General features: G+C 72.6%; 18 protein-coding genes. 7 read left to right on the top strand and 11 right to left on the bottom strand.

All coding sequences use genetic code 11. The annotated features are described in order from the left end of the window. Positions 1 to 64 precede the first annotated feature (64 nt). On the top strand, positions 65 to 1,420 hold the full coding sequence (locus ACWFR3_RS18035; protein WP_453735553.1) for an ABC transporter substrate-binding protein: 1,356 nt from the start codon (positions 65 to 67) through the stop codon (positions 1,418 to 1,420). On the opposite strand, the gene ACWFR3_RS18030 is transcribed toward ACWFR3_RS18035, so the two are convergent. Next, positions 1,421 to 2,437, bottom strand: coding sequence for an endonuclease/exonuclease/phosphatase family protein (locus tag ACWFR3_RS18030; protein ID WP_453735552.1), 1,017 nt, complete (start codon positions 2,435 to 2,437; stop codon positions 1,421 to 1,423). Positions 2,438 to 2,659: 222 nt separating this feature from the next. Here ACWFR3_RS18030 and ACWFR3_RS18025 point away from each other — a divergent pair, with 222 nt between their 5' ends. Continuing rightward, positions 2,660 to 2,941 carry a cupin gene (locus tag ACWFR3_RS18025; protein ID WP_453735620.1) on the top strand — a complete coding sequence of 94 codons (282 nt, stop codon included), beginning with the start codon at positions 2,660 to 2,662 and terminating at the stop codon, positions 2,939 to 2,941. A gap of 81 nt (positions 2,942 to 3,022) precedes the next feature. After that, entirely contained in the window at positions 3,023 to 3,580 is a 558-nt protein-coding gene (locus ACWFR3_RS18020; protein WP_453735551.1) for a 2'-5' RNA ligase family protein, read from the top strand. Positions 3,581 to 3,590: 10 nt separating this feature from the next. Here ACWFR3_RS18020 and ACWFR3_RS18015 read toward each other — a convergent pair whose 3' ends face one another. Further along, complete coding sequence (locus tag ACWFR3_RS18015; protein ID WP_453735550.1) at positions 3,591 to 4,589, bottom strand: EamA family transporter; 999 nt, start codon at positions 4,587 to 4,589, stop codon at positions 3,591 to 3,593. A 69-nt stretch (positions 4,590 to 4,658) separates the two neighbouring features. On the opposite strand from ACWFR3_RS18015, the gene ACWFR3_RS18010 reads away from it, so the two are divergent. Then, positions 4,659 to 5,522: a LysR family transcriptional regulator gene (locus tag ACWFR3_RS18010; RefSeq protein ID WP_453735549.1), complete on the top strand. Its 864-nt coding sequence runs from the start codon at positions 4,659 to 4,661 to the stop codon at positions 5,520 to 5,522. A gap of 4 nt (positions 5,523 to 5,526) precedes the next feature. Here the strand turns inward: ACWFR3_RS18010 and ACWFR3_RS18005 are convergent, their stop codons facing one another. The 9 genes from ACWFR3_RS18005 to ACWFR3_RS17965 all read right to left on the bottom strand — a co-directional run bounded on the left by ACWFR3_RS18005 (position 5,527) and on the right by ACWFR3_RS17965 (position 15,378). After that, a complete protein-coding gene (locus ACWFR3_RS18005; protein WP_453735548.1) occupies positions 5,527 to 6,789 on the bottom strand; it encodes a cytochrome P450 family protein in 1,263 nt (420 codons plus the stop codon). Between the two features lie 75 nt (positions 6,790 to 6,864). Then, positions 6,865 to 8,166 (bottom strand): cytochrome P450, encoded by a 1,302-nt coding sequence (locus ACWFR3_RS18000; protein ID WP_453735547.1) that lies wholly within the window; start codon positions 8,164 to 8,166, stop codon positions 6,865 to 6,867. Continuing rightward, the gene (locus tag ACWFR3_RS17995; protein ID WP_453735546.1) at positions 8,163 to 8,825 is read right to left on the bottom strand and encodes a GTP-binding protein; all 663 of its coding nucleotides are present in this window, start codon (positions 8,823 to 8,825) and stop codon (positions 8,163 to 8,165) included. Before ACWFR3_RS17995 ends, ACWFR3_RS18000 begins: the two co-directional genes overlap by 4 nt. After that, positions 8,803 to 9,165 (bottom strand): DUF742 domain-containing protein, encoded by a 363-nt coding sequence (locus tag ACWFR3_RS17990; RefSeq protein ID WP_453735545.1) that lies wholly within the window; start codon positions 9,163 to 9,165, stop codon positions 8,803 to 8,805. Before ACWFR3_RS17990 ends, ACWFR3_RS17995 begins: the two co-directional genes overlap by 23 nt. Beyond that, positions 9,162 to 9,608, bottom strand: a complete 447-nt coding sequence (locus tag ACWFR3_RS17985; protein ID WP_453735544.1) for a roadblock/LC7 domain-containing protein — start codon at positions 9,606 to 9,608, stop codon at positions 9,162 to 9,164. Before ACWFR3_RS17985 ends, ACWFR3_RS17990 begins: the two co-directional genes overlap by 4 nt. Further along, the gene (locus tag ACWFR3_RS17980) at positions 9,605 to 11,176 is read right to left on the bottom strand and encodes an ATP-binding protein (protein WP_453735619.1); all 1,572 of its coding nucleotides are present in this window, start codon (positions 11,174 to 11,176) and stop codon (positions 9,605 to 9,607) included. Before ACWFR3_RS17980 ends, ACWFR3_RS17985 begins: the two co-directional genes overlap by 4 nt. Positions 11,177 to 11,411: 235 nt before the next feature. Continuing rightward, positions 11,412 to 12,863, bottom strand: a complete 1,452-nt coding sequence (locus ACWFR3_RS17975) for a tannase/feruloyl esterase family alpha/beta hydrolase (protein ID WP_453735543.1) — start codon at positions 12,861 to 12,863, stop codon at positions 11,412 to 11,414. A 105-nt stretch (positions 12,864 to 12,968) separates the two neighbouring features. Continuing rightward, positions 12,969 to 14,390 carry an extracellular catalytic domain type 1 short-chain-length polyhydroxyalkanoate depolymerase gene (locus tag ACWFR3_RS17970; protein WP_453735542.1) on the bottom strand — a complete coding sequence of 474 codons (1,422 nt, stop codon included), beginning with the start codon at positions 14,388 to 14,390 and terminating at the stop codon, positions 12,969 to 12,971. Positions 14,391 to 14,853: 463 nt separating this feature from the next. Then, on the bottom strand, positions 14,854 to 15,378 hold the full coding sequence (locus tag ACWFR3_RS17965) for a flavodoxin domain-containing protein (protein WP_453735541.1): 525 nt from the start codon (positions 15,376 to 15,378) through the stop codon (positions 14,854 to 14,856). Positions 15,379 to 16,229: 851 nt separating this feature from the next. Here ACWFR3_RS17965 and ACWFR3_RS17960 point away from each other — a divergent pair. The 3 genes from ACWFR3_RS17960 (at position 16,230) to ACWFR3_RS17950 (ending at position 18,318) form a co-directional block, all read left to right on the top strand. Then, on the top strand, positions 16,230 to 17,078 hold the full coding sequence (locus ACWFR3_RS17960) for a universal stress protein (protein ID WP_453735540.1): 849 nt from the start codon (positions 16,230 to 16,232) through the stop codon (positions 17,076 to 17,078). Positions 17,079 to 17,152: 74 nt separating this feature from the next. Further along, a complete protein-coding gene (locus ACWFR3_RS17955; RefSeq protein ID WP_453735539.1) occupies positions 17,153 to 17,878 on the top strand; it encodes a hypothetical protein in 726 nt (241 codons plus the stop codon). After that, complete coding sequence (locus tag ACWFR3_RS17950; RefSeq protein ID WP_453735538.1) at positions 17,875 to 18,318, top strand: RDD family protein; 444 nt, start codon at positions 17,875 to 17,877, stop codon at positions 18,316 to 18,318. The genes ACWFR3_RS17955 and ACWFR3_RS17950 overlap by 4 nt, the downstream gene beginning before the upstream one ends. Positions 18,319 to 18,324: the final 6 nt, after the last annotated feature.

Raw genomic sequence — 18,324 nt, 5'->3', positions numbered from 1 at the left:
GTGTACACGTGCCCCGTGCCGGCGTACCGAGCCACAGTTCAGTTCAGAGGAGAGCGAACCCATCATGAGTTCCCGCATCCGCAGGAGTCCCCGCCGGTCGGCCCCCGCAGCCATAGCCCTGTCTCTCCTCCTCGGCGTCACCGCCACGGCCTGCGGGGACGACGGCTCCGGTATCGCGGGGGACGCGGGCAGCGAGGGGTCCGGCAAGGGGACGATCACCTTCTGGGACAACAACACGGCCGTCCGGCGCGACATCTGGATGGAGATCATCAAGGACTTCGAGAAGAAGTACCCCGACATCAAGGTCGATTACGTCGGCATCCCCGCCGAGAACGCCCAGTCGAAGTACGACAACTCCATCCAGGGCGGCGGCCTTCCGGACGTCGGCGGCGTCGGAGCCGCCATGCTCGCCGCGATCGCCGCCCAGGGCGCGCTCGAGCCGCTGCAGGACCGGTTGGCCGAGAGCCCGCTGGACGGCGAACTCAGCAAGAGCATGCTCGAGTCGACGACTTCGGCGGGCGGCACATCACAGCTGCTCATGGTCCCGACCTCCGCCAACAACGGCGTCCTGTACTACCGCACCGACCTCTTCAAGTCCGCCGGTGTGGACACCCCGACCACCTGGCGCAAGTTCTACGAGGCCGCGGACCACCTCACCGCCAAGGACAAGAACCAGTTCGGCTACACCATCCGCGGCGGTGTGGGGTCCATCGCCCAGGCCCTGGACGCGGTGTACGGGCAGAGCGGCATCACGTCCTTCTGGAACGCCGACGAGACGAAGACCACCGTCAACGACCCCAAGAACGTCGCGGCCCTGGAGAAGTACACGGCCCTCTACAAGAAGACGACCCCGGCCGCCGACCTCAACAACAACTTCACGCAGATGGTCGCCCAGTGGGACGGCGGACAGATCGGCATGCTGAGCCACAACCTGGGCTCCTACCAGGACCACGTGAAGGCGCTGGGCCCCGGAAAGTTCCGCGGCGTGCCCAATCCGAAGACGGCGGGCGGCAAGCGCGTCCAGGTGTCCAATCCGATCGACGGGCTCTCCATCTTCAAGACCAGCACCAAGAAGAAGGCCGCCTGGAAGTTCATCGAGTTCGCCTCCTCCCACGCGGCGAGCTCCAAGTTCAACAAGTCCGCCGGGCTGATCCCGGCCAACAACAAGGCGGTCAAGGACCCCTGGGTCGAGAAGTCGGAGCCGACGCGTCTGGCCGCCGACGCGCTCAACTCCCCCGACACCACGATCGTCCAGCTGCCGTACTACCTGCCGGACTGGAACACGATCTCCAAGGCCGACAACGAAGCCGGCTTCCAGAAGGTCATGCTCGGCAAGACGAGCGCCAAGGACTTCCTTGACGACCTCGCCGACCAGCTCAACACCGCGCAATCGGACTGGAAGCGGCAGAACGCCTCCTGATCAGGAGCGCAGGTCGATACCGGCGGCGACGGGCAGGTGGTCGCTGCCGGTGGCGGGCAGGGTCCGCACGTGGGTGACGGTCGCCGCGCGGGTCATGACGTGGTCGATGCGGGACACGGGGAAGGAGGCGGGCCAGCTGAAGGCGAAGTCTCCCGCCGCCGTGTCCAGCCGTGCGGTGACCGGGTCGAGGCCGCGGTCGTCGACGGTGCTGTTCAGGTCGCCGAGGAGGATCACCCGGTCCAGCTTCTCGGCGGCCAGCGCCGCACCCAGCAGTCCGGCGCTCTCGTCCCGCCGTCCGGCACTGAAGCCGTGCCACTGGACGCGCACCGAGGGCAAATGGACGACGTACACCGCCATGTCGCCCCATGGCGTACGGGCCTTCGCCCGCACCCCGCGGTTCCAGTCCTCCCCCACCCCCCGCGGCCGGATGTCCACGGCCCGCACGTCCGTCAGCGGATACTTCGACCAGAGCCCGACCGTGCCCCGCACCGCCCGGTGGGGGTACTCCGGCGCCAGGTTCTTCTCGTACACCGGCAGCGCGGAGGCCGTCAGCTCCTCCAGGGCGATGAGGTCCGGTCCGGCGGCGAGCAGGGCGCGTGCGGTGCCCGCCGGGTCGGCGTTCACGTCGCTGACGTTGTGCTGGACCGCCGTCAGGTCGGGGGCGCCGCCCTCTTCCGCCGCCACCCGGCCGCCGAAGAGCCCGCCCCAGACGGCGGCGGGCAGCAGCAACGCCACCAGCGCGAGGGCCGAGCGGCGCAGCAGGGCCAGGGCGAGCAGCAGGGGAACGGCGAGGCCGAGCCAGGGCAGGAACGTTTCGAGGAGGCTGCCGATGCGGACCGCGGTGTTGGGCACCACGGAGTGGAACGCCAGCAGGGCGGCGGTCAGAACGGCGAGCGAGGCGAGAACGCGGCCACGCGCCCAGGGCGACCGGCCCGTCGCGTCCGCGCCCCAGCGCAGCCACCCTCGCAGCCGCGTCCCCGGCGCCCCCGATGCCGCGCCGCTGTCCACTCGCTCCACCCCGAGCCCCCGTCTTCTCCGCCACCCCTGGCCGGGAGCGCAATGTGCCTGGTAGGACGCCACCATCGGGTGATCAGGTTCCGGCGGCCGGACAGTCGCCGGATGCGGTCCGCGCGGGCAGCGGGAACACTGGGGACGCGTGCCTGCGCGAACTCGCCTGCTCTTCGTCGAAGGGACATACCCGTGGCCGACCTCTACGCCCTTGTCGGAGAGCACCTCGAAATGGCCCGCACCGCCACGCACGGGCGCAGCGCCGAGCTGCTCCTGCACGACGGTCCGCTGCGGCAGAGCCTCATCGTGCTCACCACCGGACACGAGCTCGGTGCACACGAGACGCCCGCCGCCGCGACCCTGTTCGTCCTGCGCGGCCGGGTCGAACTCACCTCCGCGAGCGGTGAGCTCGAACTGGGCGAGGGCGAGTTCGCACCCATCCCGCACGAGCGCCACGGCCTGACCGCCCTGGACGACTCGGCCGTCATCCTGACCGCGGTCACCGGCATCTGAGCCGACGGCACCACACCGCACCGCGACGGCCGTGCCGGGCGCCGCGGGCGCCCGCGCTCTCCGGTGCGATCATGGCTCGTGATGAACGCCGATGAACACTGCGCCGGGCGCGAGACCGCGGAGAACGGGTGGCCGGACGTACCGGGTGACACCGCGCTCACCATCAAGATTCCCGAAGCCGACCCGCTGGTGCGGGCGGGGTTCCCGGCCCACGTGACGGTGCTCTACCCGTTCGTCCACGAGAGCCGGCTCGATGGCGCGGCCCAGCGCGAACTGACCGCGCTCTTCGCCGGGCACGACGCCTTCACCCTGACCTTCGCCGAGTTCGCCCGATATCCCGGCGTCCTCTACCTCGACCCGTGGCCGCACGCCCCGGTCACGGCCCTGGCCAAGGACCTCACCCGGCGCTGGCCCGACGCCGTGCCCTACCGGGGGATCTTCGAGCCGCCGCTCGCCCCGCATCTGACGGTCGCCAACAGTGAGGGCCCCGCCACCCAGGACGCCGCGTACGACGCGTTGCAGGCCGAGCTTGAGCCACTGCTGCCGCTGAGCAGCCACGTCTGCGCGGTGCACCTCATCGTCTGGGACGGCACCCGCTGGCAGGACCGCGCCGCCTACCGTCTCGGACACCGACCGTGACCGCCGCCGCTCAGCCCTTGTCGGCAACCTCCGCGGCGCGGCGCCTGCCCGTGCGCAGCGCGCCCACGCTCGCCGCGACCACCAGCGCGATCGCGGCGCACTGCACCGGTGAAAGACCCTGGTCGAGGATCAGATAGCCCGCCAGCGCGGCCACGGCCGGCGCCAGGCTCGTCAGTACCGCGAAGGTGGCCGCGGGCAGTCGGCGCAGCGCGAGCAGTTCGAGGGTGTAGGGCAGGCCCGAGCTGAGCACCGCGATGGCCAGGCCCAATGCGAGTACCCCCGGTTCCACGAGCGCTCCGCCCGAGGCCCCGATGCCCAGCGGAAGACTGACCAGTGCGGCGACGGCCATCGCGATCGCCAAGCCGTCCAGACGCGGGAAGCGGGCTCCCGCACGGGCGTTGAACACGATGTACGCCGCCCACATGGCGCCGGCGGCCAGGGCGAAGGCCACGCCGGCGGCGTTGACCTGGTCGAAGCCGCCGCGCCCGAGCAGGCAGACGCCGGCCAGGGCGAGGCAGGCCCACAGGAGGCTGGCGGCGCGGCGCGAGGTGACGACCGACAGGAGCAGCGGGCCGAGTACCTCCAGGGTGACCGCCGCCCCCAGCGGGATACGGTCGATCGCCTGGTAGAAGAGGATGTTCATGCCGCCGAGCGCCAGGCCGAACCCGCCGGCCACGGCCCAGTCGGTGCGCGAGTACCCGCGCAGCCGGGGCCTGGTGATGATCAGGAGCAGCACCGCGGCCCAGGTCACCCGCAGCGCGACCGTGCCGAGCGCTCCGGCGCGGGGGAAGAGCAGCGCGGCGAAGGCGGACCCGAACTGGACGGACAGCGTCCCGGCGAGGACCAGGCCGACGCCGGTGAGCGTGGAGCGGCCCGCGCTGTGGCGCAGGACCACGGGCGCGGCGGCGGAGGCGGACGAATCGTGTGCGGGGTCGGAGGTGGAGGCAGGTGACGTACGGGCCGCATCGGGTGCGGTATGCGCTGCGGGCGTGTGCGCCGGAGGTGTCATGCGCACCACGCTAGGAAGTACGCCGCGCCGCGTGAAATGCCGAGTCCGCTGCGGTTATGCTCCACAAGCATGACCATCGAGCTGCGGCATCTGCGCGCCTTCCTCGCCATCGCCGAGGAGGGCAACGTCACCCGCGCCGCCGCCCGCCTCCACCTGAGTCAGCCCGCGCTCTCCCGCACCCTGCGCCAGCTGGAGGACCATCTGGGCGCGCGTCTGGTGGACCGCTCCACCCATCACCTGGAGCTGACGGACCAGGGGCGTACGTTCCGCGACAAGGCCGCCGCCGCGCTCGCCGCCGTCGAGAACGCTCTCGATCCGCGGGGGCTGCGCAAGTGGCCGCTGCGTCTGGGCCATACCTGGGCGGCGCTCGGCGACCACACCGTCCCGCTGCTGCGCCGCTGGGACGAGACGCATCCCGGCACGCCCCTGGAGCTGCTGCGCGTCGACGACCGCACCGCGGGGCTCACCCGGGGCAAGGTCGACGTGGCGCTGCTGCGCGGCCCGGTCCCCGCGGCCGGGCTCCGTACGGAGCTGCTGCTTTCGGAGGAGCGGGTGGTGGTGATGCCTGCGGACAGCCCGCTGGCCTCGCTGCCCCGGGTCACCCTGGCGGATCTCGCCGCCTATCCGATCGCCCTGAACAGCGTCTCCGGCACCACGACGATGGACCTGTGGCCGGCATCGGCCCGTCCGGTCGCGTCGATCGAGGTGACCAACACCGACGAGTGGCTCGTCGCCATCGCCGCGGGCCGCGCCGTCGGGGTCTCCACGACGGCGACGCCGAGCCAGCACACGCATCCGTCGCTGGTGTTCCGTCCGCTGCCGGACGCGCCGCGCGTTCCCGTGACCCTGGTGTGGCGCGCGGGGCCCGGCCACCCGGCCATTGCGGACCTGGTGGCACTGGCCCACCAGGTCCTTGCCGACACCGCGCGCTGACCGGTTACGGCCTCCGGTCGCCCGGGCGCACGGGAAGCTTGTGGACGCTGTTGCCCACGAAGGAGGCGTGGCGCGGCAGTTCGGGCTCCGGGATGGCGAGGTCGAGGTCCGGGAAGCGCGTGAACAGCTGCTCCAGGGCGATGGTGGCCTCCATGCGGGCCAGCGGGGCGCCCATGCAGAAGTGCGCGCCGTGGCCCAGGGACAGGTGCCGGTTCGCGGTGTGGTCGCGGGTGATGTCGAAGCGGTCGGCGTCGGGGCCGTGGGCCTGCTTGTCGCGGCCCGCAGCGGAGTAGCCGGCCAGTACGGGGGTGCCCTGCGGGATGACGGTGCCGTCGAGCGTGAGGTCGCGGGTGGGGTAGCGGAAGGGGAAGTAGCTGACGGGGCTGTCCCAGCGCAGGGTCTCCTCCACCACGTCGGCCCACGCCACCTTGCCGGCCTTGGCCAGGGCGAGCTGCTCGGGGTGAGTGCACAGGGCGCGCACGGCGTTGGTGATCAGGTTCAGGGTGGTCTCGTGCCCGGCGATGATCGTGAGCATCAGGGTGCCGATCAGCTCCTGCGGGCTGAGCCGGTCGCCGTTCTCCTCCCTGGCCGCGATCAGGGCGGAGGTGAGGTCGTCCCCCGGGTTCGCGGTACGGCCTGCGGCGACCGCACCCAAGACCTCGATCATCTCCCGGTTGGCCGCCATGGCCTCTGCGGGGCCGATGTCGGTGGCGACGATCTGGTTCGACAGGTGGTGCAGGCGGTCCTGGTACTCGGCGTCCACGCCCAGGAGTTCGCAGATGACGCCCATCGGCAGCGGCATCGCGAAGTGCTTGCGCAGGTCCGCGACGCCGTCGCCCTCGGCGGCCGCCCGGTCCAGGTTGTCGAGCAGCTCGGTGGTCAGGGCCGTGATCCGCGGCTGCAGTTCCGCCACCCGGCGCGGGGTGAACGCCTTGCCCATCAGGGAGCGCAGCCTGCGGTGGTCGGTGCCGTCGGCGGTGGTCATGCCCTGCACCGTCGCGAACGTCTTCAGCGGCCAGCCGTCGGGTATCTCGCCGGCCTGCAGCGCGGCGAAGTGCTGGGCGTTCTTGGCGACATCGGGGTGGGCCAGGAACTCCTTGAGCGCGTCGTGGCCCAGTACCGCCATGCCCTCCACGTCACCGGGCAGGACCACCGACGTGACGGCGCCGCCCGCGAGCAGCCGGGCATTGTCCGCATGCGGACAACCGCCTGCCGGGTCGAAGCGGTGCGGCTGGCCGGATGCGGTGTTCACCTGTGACGTGTTCAACGGGCTCTCCTGGTCGAGGGGCGGGTCGGTTGCGGCCCGGGCGCCGCAGGGCTGACGGGGTGTCCGGTCACGGCGTCACAGCACGGGCTGGGGCTCCGGCGAGGGAGCGGGGTGCTGGGACAGAACGGGGGCGGTGAAGCGGACCGGGAGCGAGGCGAGTCCCTTGCTCCAGGGCGATTTGATCCACTGCAGTTCGCTCTGCGGGATGGCCAGTTCGAGGTCGGGCAGCCGGTGACGGATCGTGTCCACGGCGGTGCGGGTGATGAGGCGGGCCGGGTCCTGGGCGGGGCAGATGTGCGGGCCCGCGCCGAAGGCCAGGTGCGAGCGGTTGCCCACGACCGGTGTGCCGTCGTCGGGGAGGATCTCGGGGTCCGCGTTGGCGCCGGCCAGGCCGAGGATGAGCATGTCGCCGGTGCGGACGTCCTGCCCGCCGAAGGCCATGTCGCGGGTGGCGTAGCGGGCGGGGAAGTTCTGGGTGGGCGGGAAGCGCCACAGGACCAGGTCGAGTGCGTCGTCCACGCTGAGGTGGCCGCCGGTGAGCGAGGAGCGGAACTGCGGGTCGCACAGCAGGATGCGCAGGGTGGTGGCGATCCAGTTGACGGTGGTCTGGTTGCCCGCGACGAACATGACCACGAGGTTGTGCACGACCTCCTCGTCGGTCAGCTGGGCCGGGTGGTGCAGCAGCGCCGAGGTGATGTCGTTGCCGCGGTGGCGGCGCTTCTCCTCGATCAGCTGGAGGAGGATCGCGCCCATCCGCTTGCTGGCGTCCGCGGAGCCGCTGGTGGCCGAGGCCGTACCGGCGAGGGCTTCCACCAGGTGGCGGCCGGTCTCGTCGTCCAGGCCGAGCAGCTCGGTGATGACGCGCAGCGGCAGCTTGCGCGCGTAGTCGGCCACCAGGTCGGCCTCGCTGTGCTCCGCGAACGACACGATCACCTCCTCGGCCGTGGCCCGCACCGAGCGCCGCAGTTCGTGGCCGTTGATCCCGGCGAGGGCGGCGGAGACGGCGGCGCGCATCCGGCGGTGCTGCTGTCCGTCGGCGAACAGCAGGGCGGGCCGCCAGCCGACCATGGGCAGGATCGGCGAGTCGGCGGGCACCCGGCCCTCCCGCAGCAGGCTCCAGCGGCGCGGATCGTGCGAGAAGTCCTGCTCGTCGCGGGTCAGTTGAAGCATCTCACGGTGGCCGATGACCAGCCAGGCGTCGACGCCCGGTGCGATGGAGACGGGCGCCACCGGGCCGTGGGCGCCGCGCAGTTGCTCGTAGACGGCGGGCATCGCGTCGCCGTCGAGGTCGGATCCGTACAGCGCCGTCGCGGGCGCGAGGGCTCCGGTGACCGGGCAGCGCGATGGCGGTCCGGCCGCGGCGTGGGGCGAGGTCATGAAGTCTCCGTGGCGACGTGGATGAGGTGGCTGACGAGGGCGATCAGGGCCCGGACCGAGGACGCGGGGTCGCGTGCGTCGCAGTTCACCACGGGGGTGTCGGGCAGCAGGTCGAGGGCCGCGCGCAGGTCTTCCGGGCCGTGCTCGGGACTGCCGGGGAAGACGTTGACGGCCACCGCGAAGGGCAGTCCGAGGTCCTCCAGGTTGCCCAGGGCGTCGAAGGACGCCTCCAGGTCACGCGTGTCAACCAGCGCCAGCGCACCGAGCGCTCCCTTGGCCAGGTCCCTCCAGGCGGGCAGGAACCGCTGCTGGCCGGGGGTGCCGAACAGGTAGAGCACCAGGTCGCCGTCGATGGTCATCCGGCCGAAGTCGAGGGCCACGGTCGTGGTCGTCTTGCCGCCGGTCACCACCGTGTCGACCCGGGCGCCCGCCTGGGTCATGACGGCTTCGGTGGACAGGGGTTTGATCTCCGAGACGGTGCCGATCAGGGTGGTCTTGCCGACCCCGAGCGGCCCGACGACCAGGATCTTGGCGGCGCCCGCGACGCTGGAGGTGAGGTACTTCCCCGATCCGGTACCGGGCGCTGATTCGGCCGCGGCTCCGGAGCCGGGTGGTTGCGGCGCCTGCGACGGCGCGTCAGAGGCGGCTTTCGAGACCATGGAGGACCTTTCTGAGCATGGTCACATCGGTGTGTTCGGCCGGCGGCACGGGCGGGCGGGTCACGATGAGTCCCCATTCGAGGAGATCGCAGAGCAGCACCTGCACGACCGACGGAGGCTGGCCGATGTGGGCGGCCACCTCGGCCACCGAGAGGAGCCCCTGACACTGCGCGAGGATCGTCTGGTGCTCGGGCTGCAGCGAGGCGGGGAACGCCGCGTCCGTCGCCATCACCAGGGATTCCCAGGCCAGGGACTCGATGTCTGATGCCGCACGGCCGCGAGTGATCACGTACGGGCGGACCGCCGAGGCCGTCGGCTCCTCCGGCCGCGGCTCCGTCATGACGCCGCGGCGGCCGGATCCCGCGGCAGGCTGCTCAGGTGCGAGCCGATCTTCACCACGAGCAGCTGCATCTGCTGGGCCACCAGGCCGACATCGGCGTCCAGGTCGGTGGCGACGCCCAGGTGCGCGCCCACACCGGCGTGGGTGAACAGCACGAACCCTTGGTCGGACTCCACCATCAACTGCCGTACGTCGGCGCCGGAGCCGAAGAGCAGCGCGGTCGTGGACCGTCCGGTCATGGTCATCGCCGCACAGGCCGCCGAGAGGGATTCGGCTTCGGCGACGCTCAGGTCGGACACGGCGCCGGTGAGGTTCTCTGCGGACGCGTGTCCGAGCCGCAGACCGTCCTCGGAGACCACCACGCTGTGCCGGACACCGGGGATCTCGATCAGCGGGCGGAGCATCCAGCCCAGGTCGGGAAGGGGGGTGATGATTCCGGTCACTGCCGGCCTCCGTCATGCTCGTCGGGGGTGAGGGGTTGGGTCGGTGTCGCGGTCGGCCCCTGATCGGCCGACGGGTTCGCTTCTTGCGCCGCGAAGTGGTCCGCGTCCAGGGCCGCACGGCCGCGCAGCGAGCCGGACACGACGCTGGCGATCGACGCACGCGCCGCCTCGGGCGTCCAGGGGGCCGCGGGCGTGGCCGGGGGCGCCTGCCGCTGTTCCGGTACGGGCCGGCGGGGCGTGCCGGGCGCGCTCTGGCGACGGTTGCGCCGCCGGGGCAGGCCGGCCGTCGTCTCGTTCGCCGGGGGTGCGCTCGGTGCGGCCCGTACGGACAGCTCCTCCTGCTCGGCGGGGTCGTGCTGTTCCTGCACCTGCGCGGCGGCGTGCTGCGGCGCACCGCCCGCCCGGGTCTCCGGCTGCCGCACGGGAGGTGCGGCCACGGGCTGCGGCTCCGCGGACGGCGATGACACCGTTGTCGGAGCGCTCACCCGGTGGGATCCGGTGAGGCGTGAAGGGGGTTCGGTCAGCAGCCGGAACGGCACGAACGTCACCGCACGCGTGCCGCCGTAGGCCGAGGCCCCGCTCAGCTCCACGTTGAAGCCGAGCTCCCGGCTCCAGCGGCCCACGCAGGCCAGGCCGAGGCGGGGCACCGCGCCCAGGCGGGCGAGGTCCTGGTCGTCACGGAGCTGGCCCATCGCCCGGTGCAGCACGTCCGGCGGCATCCCGAGTCCGGCGTCGTCGATCTCCAGGACCGCTCCGGCGCCCACCTCGCGGATGGTGACCACGACTTGCGAGCGCGAGGGCGAGAACACCGTGGCGTTCTCCAGGAGTTCGGCGATGGCGTGCATCAGGCCCTCCACCGCGGGCGGCACCGCGTAGAGCGTCTGCCCGCCGTGCACCTCGATGCGGCTGTACTCCACGATGCGCGACTGTGCGCCGCGTACGCAGTCGTACAGCGAGACCGGCCTGGTCTCCCGGCGGGCGGGCCAGATCCCGCACATCACCAGGAGCGTCTGGGCCTTGCGGGTCATCTGCGCGGCCGCGTGGTCGGCCTTCATCACCTCGGCCATCAGGTGCTGGTCGTCGATGGAGCGCTCGACCCGGTCCAGGACCTGCTGCTGCACGGTGGCCATGGCGTGCATGGTGCGGGCGACGGACTCGAAGGCGGCCTGCACCGAGTCGCGCAGTCCGCGCTCGCGGCGTACCGCCTCGTCCGATCCCAGGGCGGCGGACACGGCGGCAAGCGCCCGCGCGAACTCCTCACCGGTCTCGCCCGGCGCGGCCAGCGGCCCCGGCACGCCCTCCAGGCGCTGCCCGGCGCGCACGCGCTCCGCGATCGCCGGGAGCCGCACGCCGGCCAGGTGTGCCACCTCGGCCTCGCGGGCCGCGGCGAGCCGCTCCTGGCGGGCCCGGTCGGCCCGTTCGGCGGACAACTGCCGCACCAGTACGAGCACCCAGGCAAGCAGCAGCACCGCGACCGCGGCGCAGCCGCCCGCCAGAACCTGGCGCCACTCGGCGGCCGCGTCCAGTGCGGCGAGCACCGCACCCGCGGCCGCGAGGATGACCGCCATCAGCCAGACCACTGCCTCGCGGCCCACGGACCCGCGCTTGAGACGGCTCACCACGGCGTACCTGACCAGGTGATCCCGTACACCTTCACCACAACGAACGAACCCTCCCCGAACGCACCGAACTCCCTTACGAATGGGGAGCGTGGCGATCTTAGGGCAACTCCGCATTTTCCGCTTGTCGTTGAGGAAGCCGGCCTTCCGGTGTGCCTGGTCCTGCCGGGGTTTGCCGGATTTTCTACCTCTCCAGGGGGCACCGGGCGATCAGTTCGGCGGGGTCGGCGGCGCCCGGACGCGGCAGGGTCCGGCTGGGCGGCGGCTGCTTGCCCCGGTCGGTCCAGGTCTCCATCGCGGTGAAGGCGGAGCGGTGGCAGGGCACCAGGGGGCGCAGCTTGTCGGGGAAGGTGTCGAAGAGCGAATCGACGTGGGTGCCGCCTTCGACGCGGTAGTAGCGGAACAGGTCGCCGCGGCCCGCGTCCCGCACCATCTTGGCGTAGACATCCGAGTCCTTGCTGATGGGCAGCTGGACGTCGAGGGTGCCGTGCACGGTGATCAGGGGTTTGCCGATGCGTCCGGTCAGGGCGATCTTCCCTACGGCCGAGCGGACTTCGCGCGGTCGCGTCGCGTAGGCGTAGTCGGCGTCGCAGGCCGGTGTGCCCGGTGCGCAGAAGGGGGTTCCGGCCTCCGTCGCACCGTCGTAGCCCGGATCCAGCTCCTCGCGGTAGATCCGCTGGGTCAGGTCCCAGTAGACCTGGTGGTGGTAGGGCCACAGGAATTCGGAGCCGGCCGGGAACCCGGCGGCGACCATCTCCCGGTGCGCCCGGTCGGCTCCCTCACCGCCCGCCGCGTAGACGGGGTAGGCGCGCAGCGCGGGCGGCAGGAAGTCCAGCAGGTTGGGGCCCTTGGTCCGCCACAGGGTGCCTTCCCAGTCCACTCCCCCGTCGTAGAGCCCGGGGTGGTTCTCCAGCTGCCAGCGCACCAGATAGCCGCCGTTGGACATGCCGGTGGCCAGCGTGCGCGCCGGGGGCCGGTGGTATCGCTGCGCGACCACCGTCTTGGCGGCGCGCGTGAGTTGGGTGACGCGGTCGTTCCATTCGGCGATCGCGTCGCCGGGCTCCTCCCCGTCGCGGTAGAAGGCCGCTCCGGTGTTGCCCTTGTCGGTCGAGGCGAACGCATAGCCCTTGGAGAGCACCCAGTCGCCGATCGCCCGGTCGTTGGCGTACTGCTCCCGCACCCCCGGCGAGCCCGCGACCACCAGCCCGCCGTTCCATCGGTCGGGCAGCCGGATGACGAACTGCGCGTCGTGCTTCCAGCCGTGGTTGGTATTGGTCGCCGAGGTGTCGGGGAAGTAGCCGTCGATCTGGATGCCCGGTACGCCCGCGGGCGTTGTGAGTCCGGCGGGGGTCAGACCCGCCCAGTCGGCCGGGTCGGTGTGCCCGGAGGAGACGGTGCCCGCGGTGGTCAGCTCGGCCAGGCAGGACCTCTCCTGGCGTTCGGCGCCGGGCACCTTGAGCCTCGCCGATGACGCGCAGTGCCCCGCGCTGCCGCCGGGGCCCGCGCCGGAGGGTTCGGCGGCGGCCGGGACCGCGGCGAGCGTGACGAGCAGCCCGGTCAGGGCGAGGGCGCCGCGGAGCGAGCGGGCAGGGCATACCCGGCGGGGCAGGGGTCTGGGCACAGCGGTGGGTGGCACGGGGTCCTCCGGTCGGGCGTGCAGGTGTACGGGGATGCGTGGAGCAGGAGCGGTGGCCGGGCCGAAGCCCGGTGCCACCGCCCCCGGTTGCTGTACGAGGGCCCGTCAGGGGCAGGTGCCGTCGGCGATGACGTAGTGGCCGGCCGGCGATTCCTTGAGCGTGTGCGTGACGGCGACGTTGTAGAGGCCCATGTTCTGGTTGGAGCCCTTGGCGTAGGTGTAGCCGCCGCTGGTGGTGGCCCGTCCCGCCTGGACCTGCTGGTAGTTGTTCGCGGTCCAGCACTTGGCGCCGGAGCCCGTGGTGGAGGCGGTGAGCGCGGCCGAGCGTGCGCCTTCCTTGCCGGCCGTGTCGCGGGCGGCCACGGTGTAGGTGTGGCCGGCGCCGGGGCTGAGGCCGGTGTCCGTGAACGGCGGGGCGCCCGGTGTCGCGATCCGGGTGCCGTCGCGGTACACGGCGTACGACGCGGCGTCGGTGACGCCGTTCCACGTCAGGGTGACGGACGTATCGGTCGCACCGGTCGCGGCCAGACCGCCAGGGGCCGGCAGGCCGCCGGGGTCCGGGTCGTTGCCGTCCAGGCCGAAGAATCCGGTGATCCAGTAGCTGGAGCAGATGGAGTCGATGAAGTTCGCCGTGCCGGTCGCCCCGCACTGCTGTGCGCCTGTTCCGGGGTCGACCGGGGTGCCGTGGGCGATGGAGGGCACCCGGTCGACCTCCACGGCTACATTGCCGTCCGCTCCGAGGTACTGCTCCCTGCGCGTGGAGTTGGGGCCGATGGCGGAGGTGCGGTCCGGGCTCTGGTCGATGCCGTGGACGGCGGTCCACTGGTCACGCAGTTCGTCGGCGTTCTTCTTGGCGACCGTGGGGTCGCTGTCGCCCTGCCAGACGGCCACCCGCGGCCAGGGGCCGCCGTAGCCGGGGTAGGCGTCACGCACGCCCTGCGCCCAGGCCGCCGGGGTGCGGTCGACTCCGGGGTTCATGCAGCTGTACGCCGACACCACGTCATCGGCGCAGTCGTACGGGAGGCCCGCGACCACGGCGCCCGCCTTGAACACGTCCGGGTAGGCGGCCAGCATCACCGACGTCATGGCGCCGCCGGCCGACAGGCCCGTGACGTACACGCGTTGCGGATCGGCGCCGTAGGCGGAAGCGGCGTGCGCCACCATCTGGCGGATCGAAGCGGCCTCGCCCTGCCCGCGCCGGGTATCGCCCGGCTGGAACCAGTTGAAGCACTTGCTGCTGTTGTTGGCCGACGTCTGCTCGGGAAAGACGAGCAGGAAGCCGTGCTGGTCGGCGAACTTCTCCAGGCCGGCGTTGTCCGCGTACAACTGCGCGCTCTGGCTGCAGCCGTGCATGGCCACCACCACGGCGGGCTGGGCCGCCAGGGTCGACGGCTTGTACACGTACATGTTCAGGCCGCCCGGATTGGCGCCGAAGCTGCCGACCTTCTCCAGGGCGACGGCCGCCTGTGCGGCGGGCGACGGCGCGAACACCGCCGCGGCCACGACCAGGCCCACCACGGCGCTCACCCGCCCCAGGGCGCGCCGCCACCGCCCCCGCTGCCTCGCCCGGCGAGGCGGCCCTCCGGGCAGTTGCGGGTTCGAACGTCTCTGGTACGGCGGCATGGCGGCTCCCGACGGAGGGCGGCGCGGTCTCCGGGGCGGATCACGCGACCCCGGAGACCGTCCCCTCCTGCTGCGGGCCGAGGCGCCGGGGTGCCGGCAACCGTAGAAGTCACCGGAAGCCGGGCAGAATGGCGGCGTCCGCCACAACGCCGTCAACTGGCGCTGGTGTCCGACCTGTTGCCGCCCGGATCGGCCCGTGCTATCAGCGCCGCCCCTGTTCCGCGACCGTGCAGGCCCTGATTGAGCTCGCGCAGTACCGCCTCCAACAGGCTGCGCGTGCCGCCCACGGAGACGTCCGCGCCCGCGCCGCGCCCCTCAGGACCCGGTGCCGGGCCCGCGCGGCGTCGGCCGGTCGATTTCCGCGGGGTCACAGGCCCGCGTCAGCGGCGTTGGCGCCGGCGAGCCGGTGGTGGATGCGCTCCGCCCAGTTGTCGACGGCCTTCCAGTCCCGGTGGTCGCCGTACCGTCCGCCGCGCGCCCGGAAGGCCAGATGACGCAGGCCCGGCACGTGATCCCGGTAGACGGCCCCGGCCAGCATCTGGTGCTCACGGGGGCGGATCAGGGAGCGGATGCCGGCCAGCTGCCGGGGCTCGGCGCCGCCGCGGACGGGCCAGTGGCCCGCGTGGGGCGGCACGCCGACGCTGTACAGCCAGGTGGGGTGCGTGGCCAGGGTGCTGGGGTGGCTGCGGATGAAGTCGGTGGCCTGCCCGAGCCAGGCCCCGTGATGCACCGCGCTGCCCAGCACGAACGCGTCGTAGCCTCCCGTCTTCTGCTCGGCGGCCAGCGGCACGACGACCGTGACGTGGCCGCACTCCGCGAGCCGGGTCGCGAGGCGCTCCGCGATGCCGTGGGTGGAGCCGTGCACCCCGGTGTAGCCGACCAGGATGTTCATGATGCCGCAGCTCCTCTTCCGTGACGTGGGCACGGGCCGGTTGCAGGACGTGGAGACGGATTCGAGTTACGGCCTTTCCCGGGAGCCGCACGGGGATTGCGGAACATCGAAGATGCTCCCCGGACCGGGAAAGGCCGCCGCCCTCGCACCGGCGGGCAGGCGCCATGGGCGGCTGCCGGGCGAGGCGTTGAGGTGGCGACGCGGGGAGAGGGCGCCGGGCCAGGCGGTCTGCTGCCGCCCGCGGCGGTCCGCGGCTGCTCCCCAAGGCGCGACATCCCGGCTCTCCCGCTGTCAGTTGAAAACTACACAGAAAGGTAGAACGCCGAGGTCTGGGGCATTCGCCACCATAGAGGCGTTTGGCAATGCCGGACAGGCGCGCGTCGGCCACAGTAATCAACACCCTCGACCAAAAGCCGACACGACCCGGGCGGTCCCACCGAGGCCGGTTCGCCCCCTCCCCGGCCGGCCTCTTCGGTGGAAACGTCCCCAGCACGAACCCTGCCGGGGATGCCGGAAGGCGGTGGCGGCATTGGACCAGGTCCCGCTCGCGGCAGCCCCCGGCCCGGCGCCGGTGACCGGGGATCCGCTCACTCAAGTAACGCCCCTGGACACCCGTATCCAGGAGGCACCGTGACCCTCGCACGCGCACCGGCCCTGGACGCCCCTCGGAGCACGGCGAACTGCCCGGCCGCCGGGCCCTCTTGCCCGACGGGCACTCCTCCGCCGACCGGACCGCCGCGGCCAGACCAATTCAGGCCACCTCTCCCCGGCCACCGCGGCATCTGCTCCCGCCACCGCACCCCGGTCCCCCGGACCGGCTGACTCCTCATCGCACCGCGGAGGTGCGCACCATGCCCACGCAGCAGACCATCACCGCCGGCATCGACGGCTCGCCCGAGAGCCTGGACGCCGCCCGCTGGGCAGCCCACGAAGCCCTGCGGCGCCGTCTGCCCCTCCACCTCGTCCACGCCTGCGACCCGCCGGCGGACCGCGGTCGGCCGCCGGACGACGACGTCCTGTCCCGGCGCGAGTCCGGTGCCCTCGACCGCGCGGTCGTGCACCTCTCGCACACCCACCCCACCCTGGCCATCCTCGACGAGGAGGTCACCGGACCGCCGGTGGGGGCCCTGCTTGCGGCGGCCAGATCTTCGGCTCTGCTCGTCGTCGGCTCGCGCGGCTCCGGTGCGCTCGCCAGAGCCCTGGTCGGCTCGGTCGCCCTGGCCGTCGCCGCGCGTGCGTCCTGCCCCGTCGCCCTGGTGCGGGCGAGCGCGCGCCCCGAGGACCTGGGCTCGGCGGTCGGGCCCGACCACCCGGTGGTGCTCGGCCTCGACCTCGCCCGTGCCGGTGACGAACTCCTGGAGTACGCCTTCGACGCGGCGGCGTCCCGCGAGGCACCGCTGCATGTCGTGCATGTCTGGACGGCCCCGCTGATCCCCTCCGCCGACGCCATCGACCCCGTACCGGAAAAGGAGCGCCGCCTGGCGGGCGAACTCGCCCCCTGGCGGCACAAGTTCCCCGGCACGCAGGTCACCGACCGGCTCGTGCACGGTCTGGCCGGCCACCACTTGGTCAGGGCGGCCGCGGGCGCGGGCCTGCTGGTCATCGGCCGCCGGGTCCCGGTCGGTCCGCACCTCGGGCGGACCTCCCACGCGGCGATCCACCACGCCAGGTGCCCGGTCGTCGTCGTCCCGCACTACTGACGGGCGGCCCCGCCGCGGGCGACTCACCCGCGGCGGAGGATGCCAGGACCGCCGGTTGCCGCTGCGATCACCGGATGGCTGAAGAGAGCGCGTGGAGCCCGGTGGCCTTCGTCGCCCGCCGGGCGCGGAGTGTCCTTGGCATCGTGGACGAGGCGGCGGGCACGGTGATCCGTGCGGTGGCCGGCGTGGTTCTGGACCGCATCGATCTGGACGACCTCGTGTCCCGTGTCGACGTGAACCGGATCGTGGAGCGGGTGGACGTCCAGCGGATCGTCGAGCAGTTGGACGTGGACGCCATCGCCGATCTCGTGGACGTGGAGAGGGTCGCCGACCGGGTCGACGTCAACCGCGTCGCGGACCGGGTCGACGTACGGCGGGTCGCCGATCGCGTGGACGTGGACGCGATCGCCGAACGGGTGGACGTGGAGGCCGTCGCCGACCGGATCGACGTGAACCGGGTGGCCGACCGCGTCGACGTGAACCGCGTCGCGGAACGGGTCGACGTCGACCGGATCGCCGGGCAGGTCGACGTCAACGCGGTCGCGGCGCGGGTCGACGTCGACGCGGTGATCGTCCGGATCGATCTGGCGGGACTCACGCGTGACGTGCTGTCCGAGATCGATCTCGGGCGGATCGTCCGCGACACCGGGGGCGGGATGGCCGCGGAGACCGCCGACGCGGTCCGCCTGCTGGGCAGGCGCGGGGATCGCGGCGTCAACCGGCTCGGCGACCGGCTCCTCAGGCGGGCGGGACCGGCTCAGGGCAACGGGTCCGGTCCGTCCGGCGGGCGTGCGCGGTGACCGTACCGAAGGACGCGGCCGGCCTCGAACCGGCCGGACTCGTCTCGCGCGGCGTCGCGGCGATACTCGACGTGCTGGCCGTGGCTGCCATCGGCTTCACGCTGCAAGCGGGCGCCGGCTGCGTGCGCCTGCTGCTCTTCGGGCCGCCCTTCCGGTTCCCCGAACTCCCCGGCTGGCTGGCCGGAGCCGCGGGCTGGACCCTCGCCGTGCTGTACTTCGGCTGCTCGTGGGCGACGATCGGGCGCACGGTCGGAGACCGGCTGATGGGCCTGCGCGTCACCGGCCGCGCCGGGGAACGCCTCGGGCTGCTGCGCTCGTTGGTGCGTGCGGCTCTGTCGGTGACGTTCCCGGTGGGGCTGTACTGGGTCCCGTTCAGCAGGCGCCGTGCGTCGGTGCAGGATCTGCTGGTCGCCAGTGTCGTCCGCTACGACTGGCGTTGACCCCGC

Source organism: Streptomyces sp. NPDC055189, from assembly GCF_053606765.1.
Note: the sequence above shows the minus strand (reverse complement) of the source record. Positions and strands in the feature narration are given on the sequence as shown.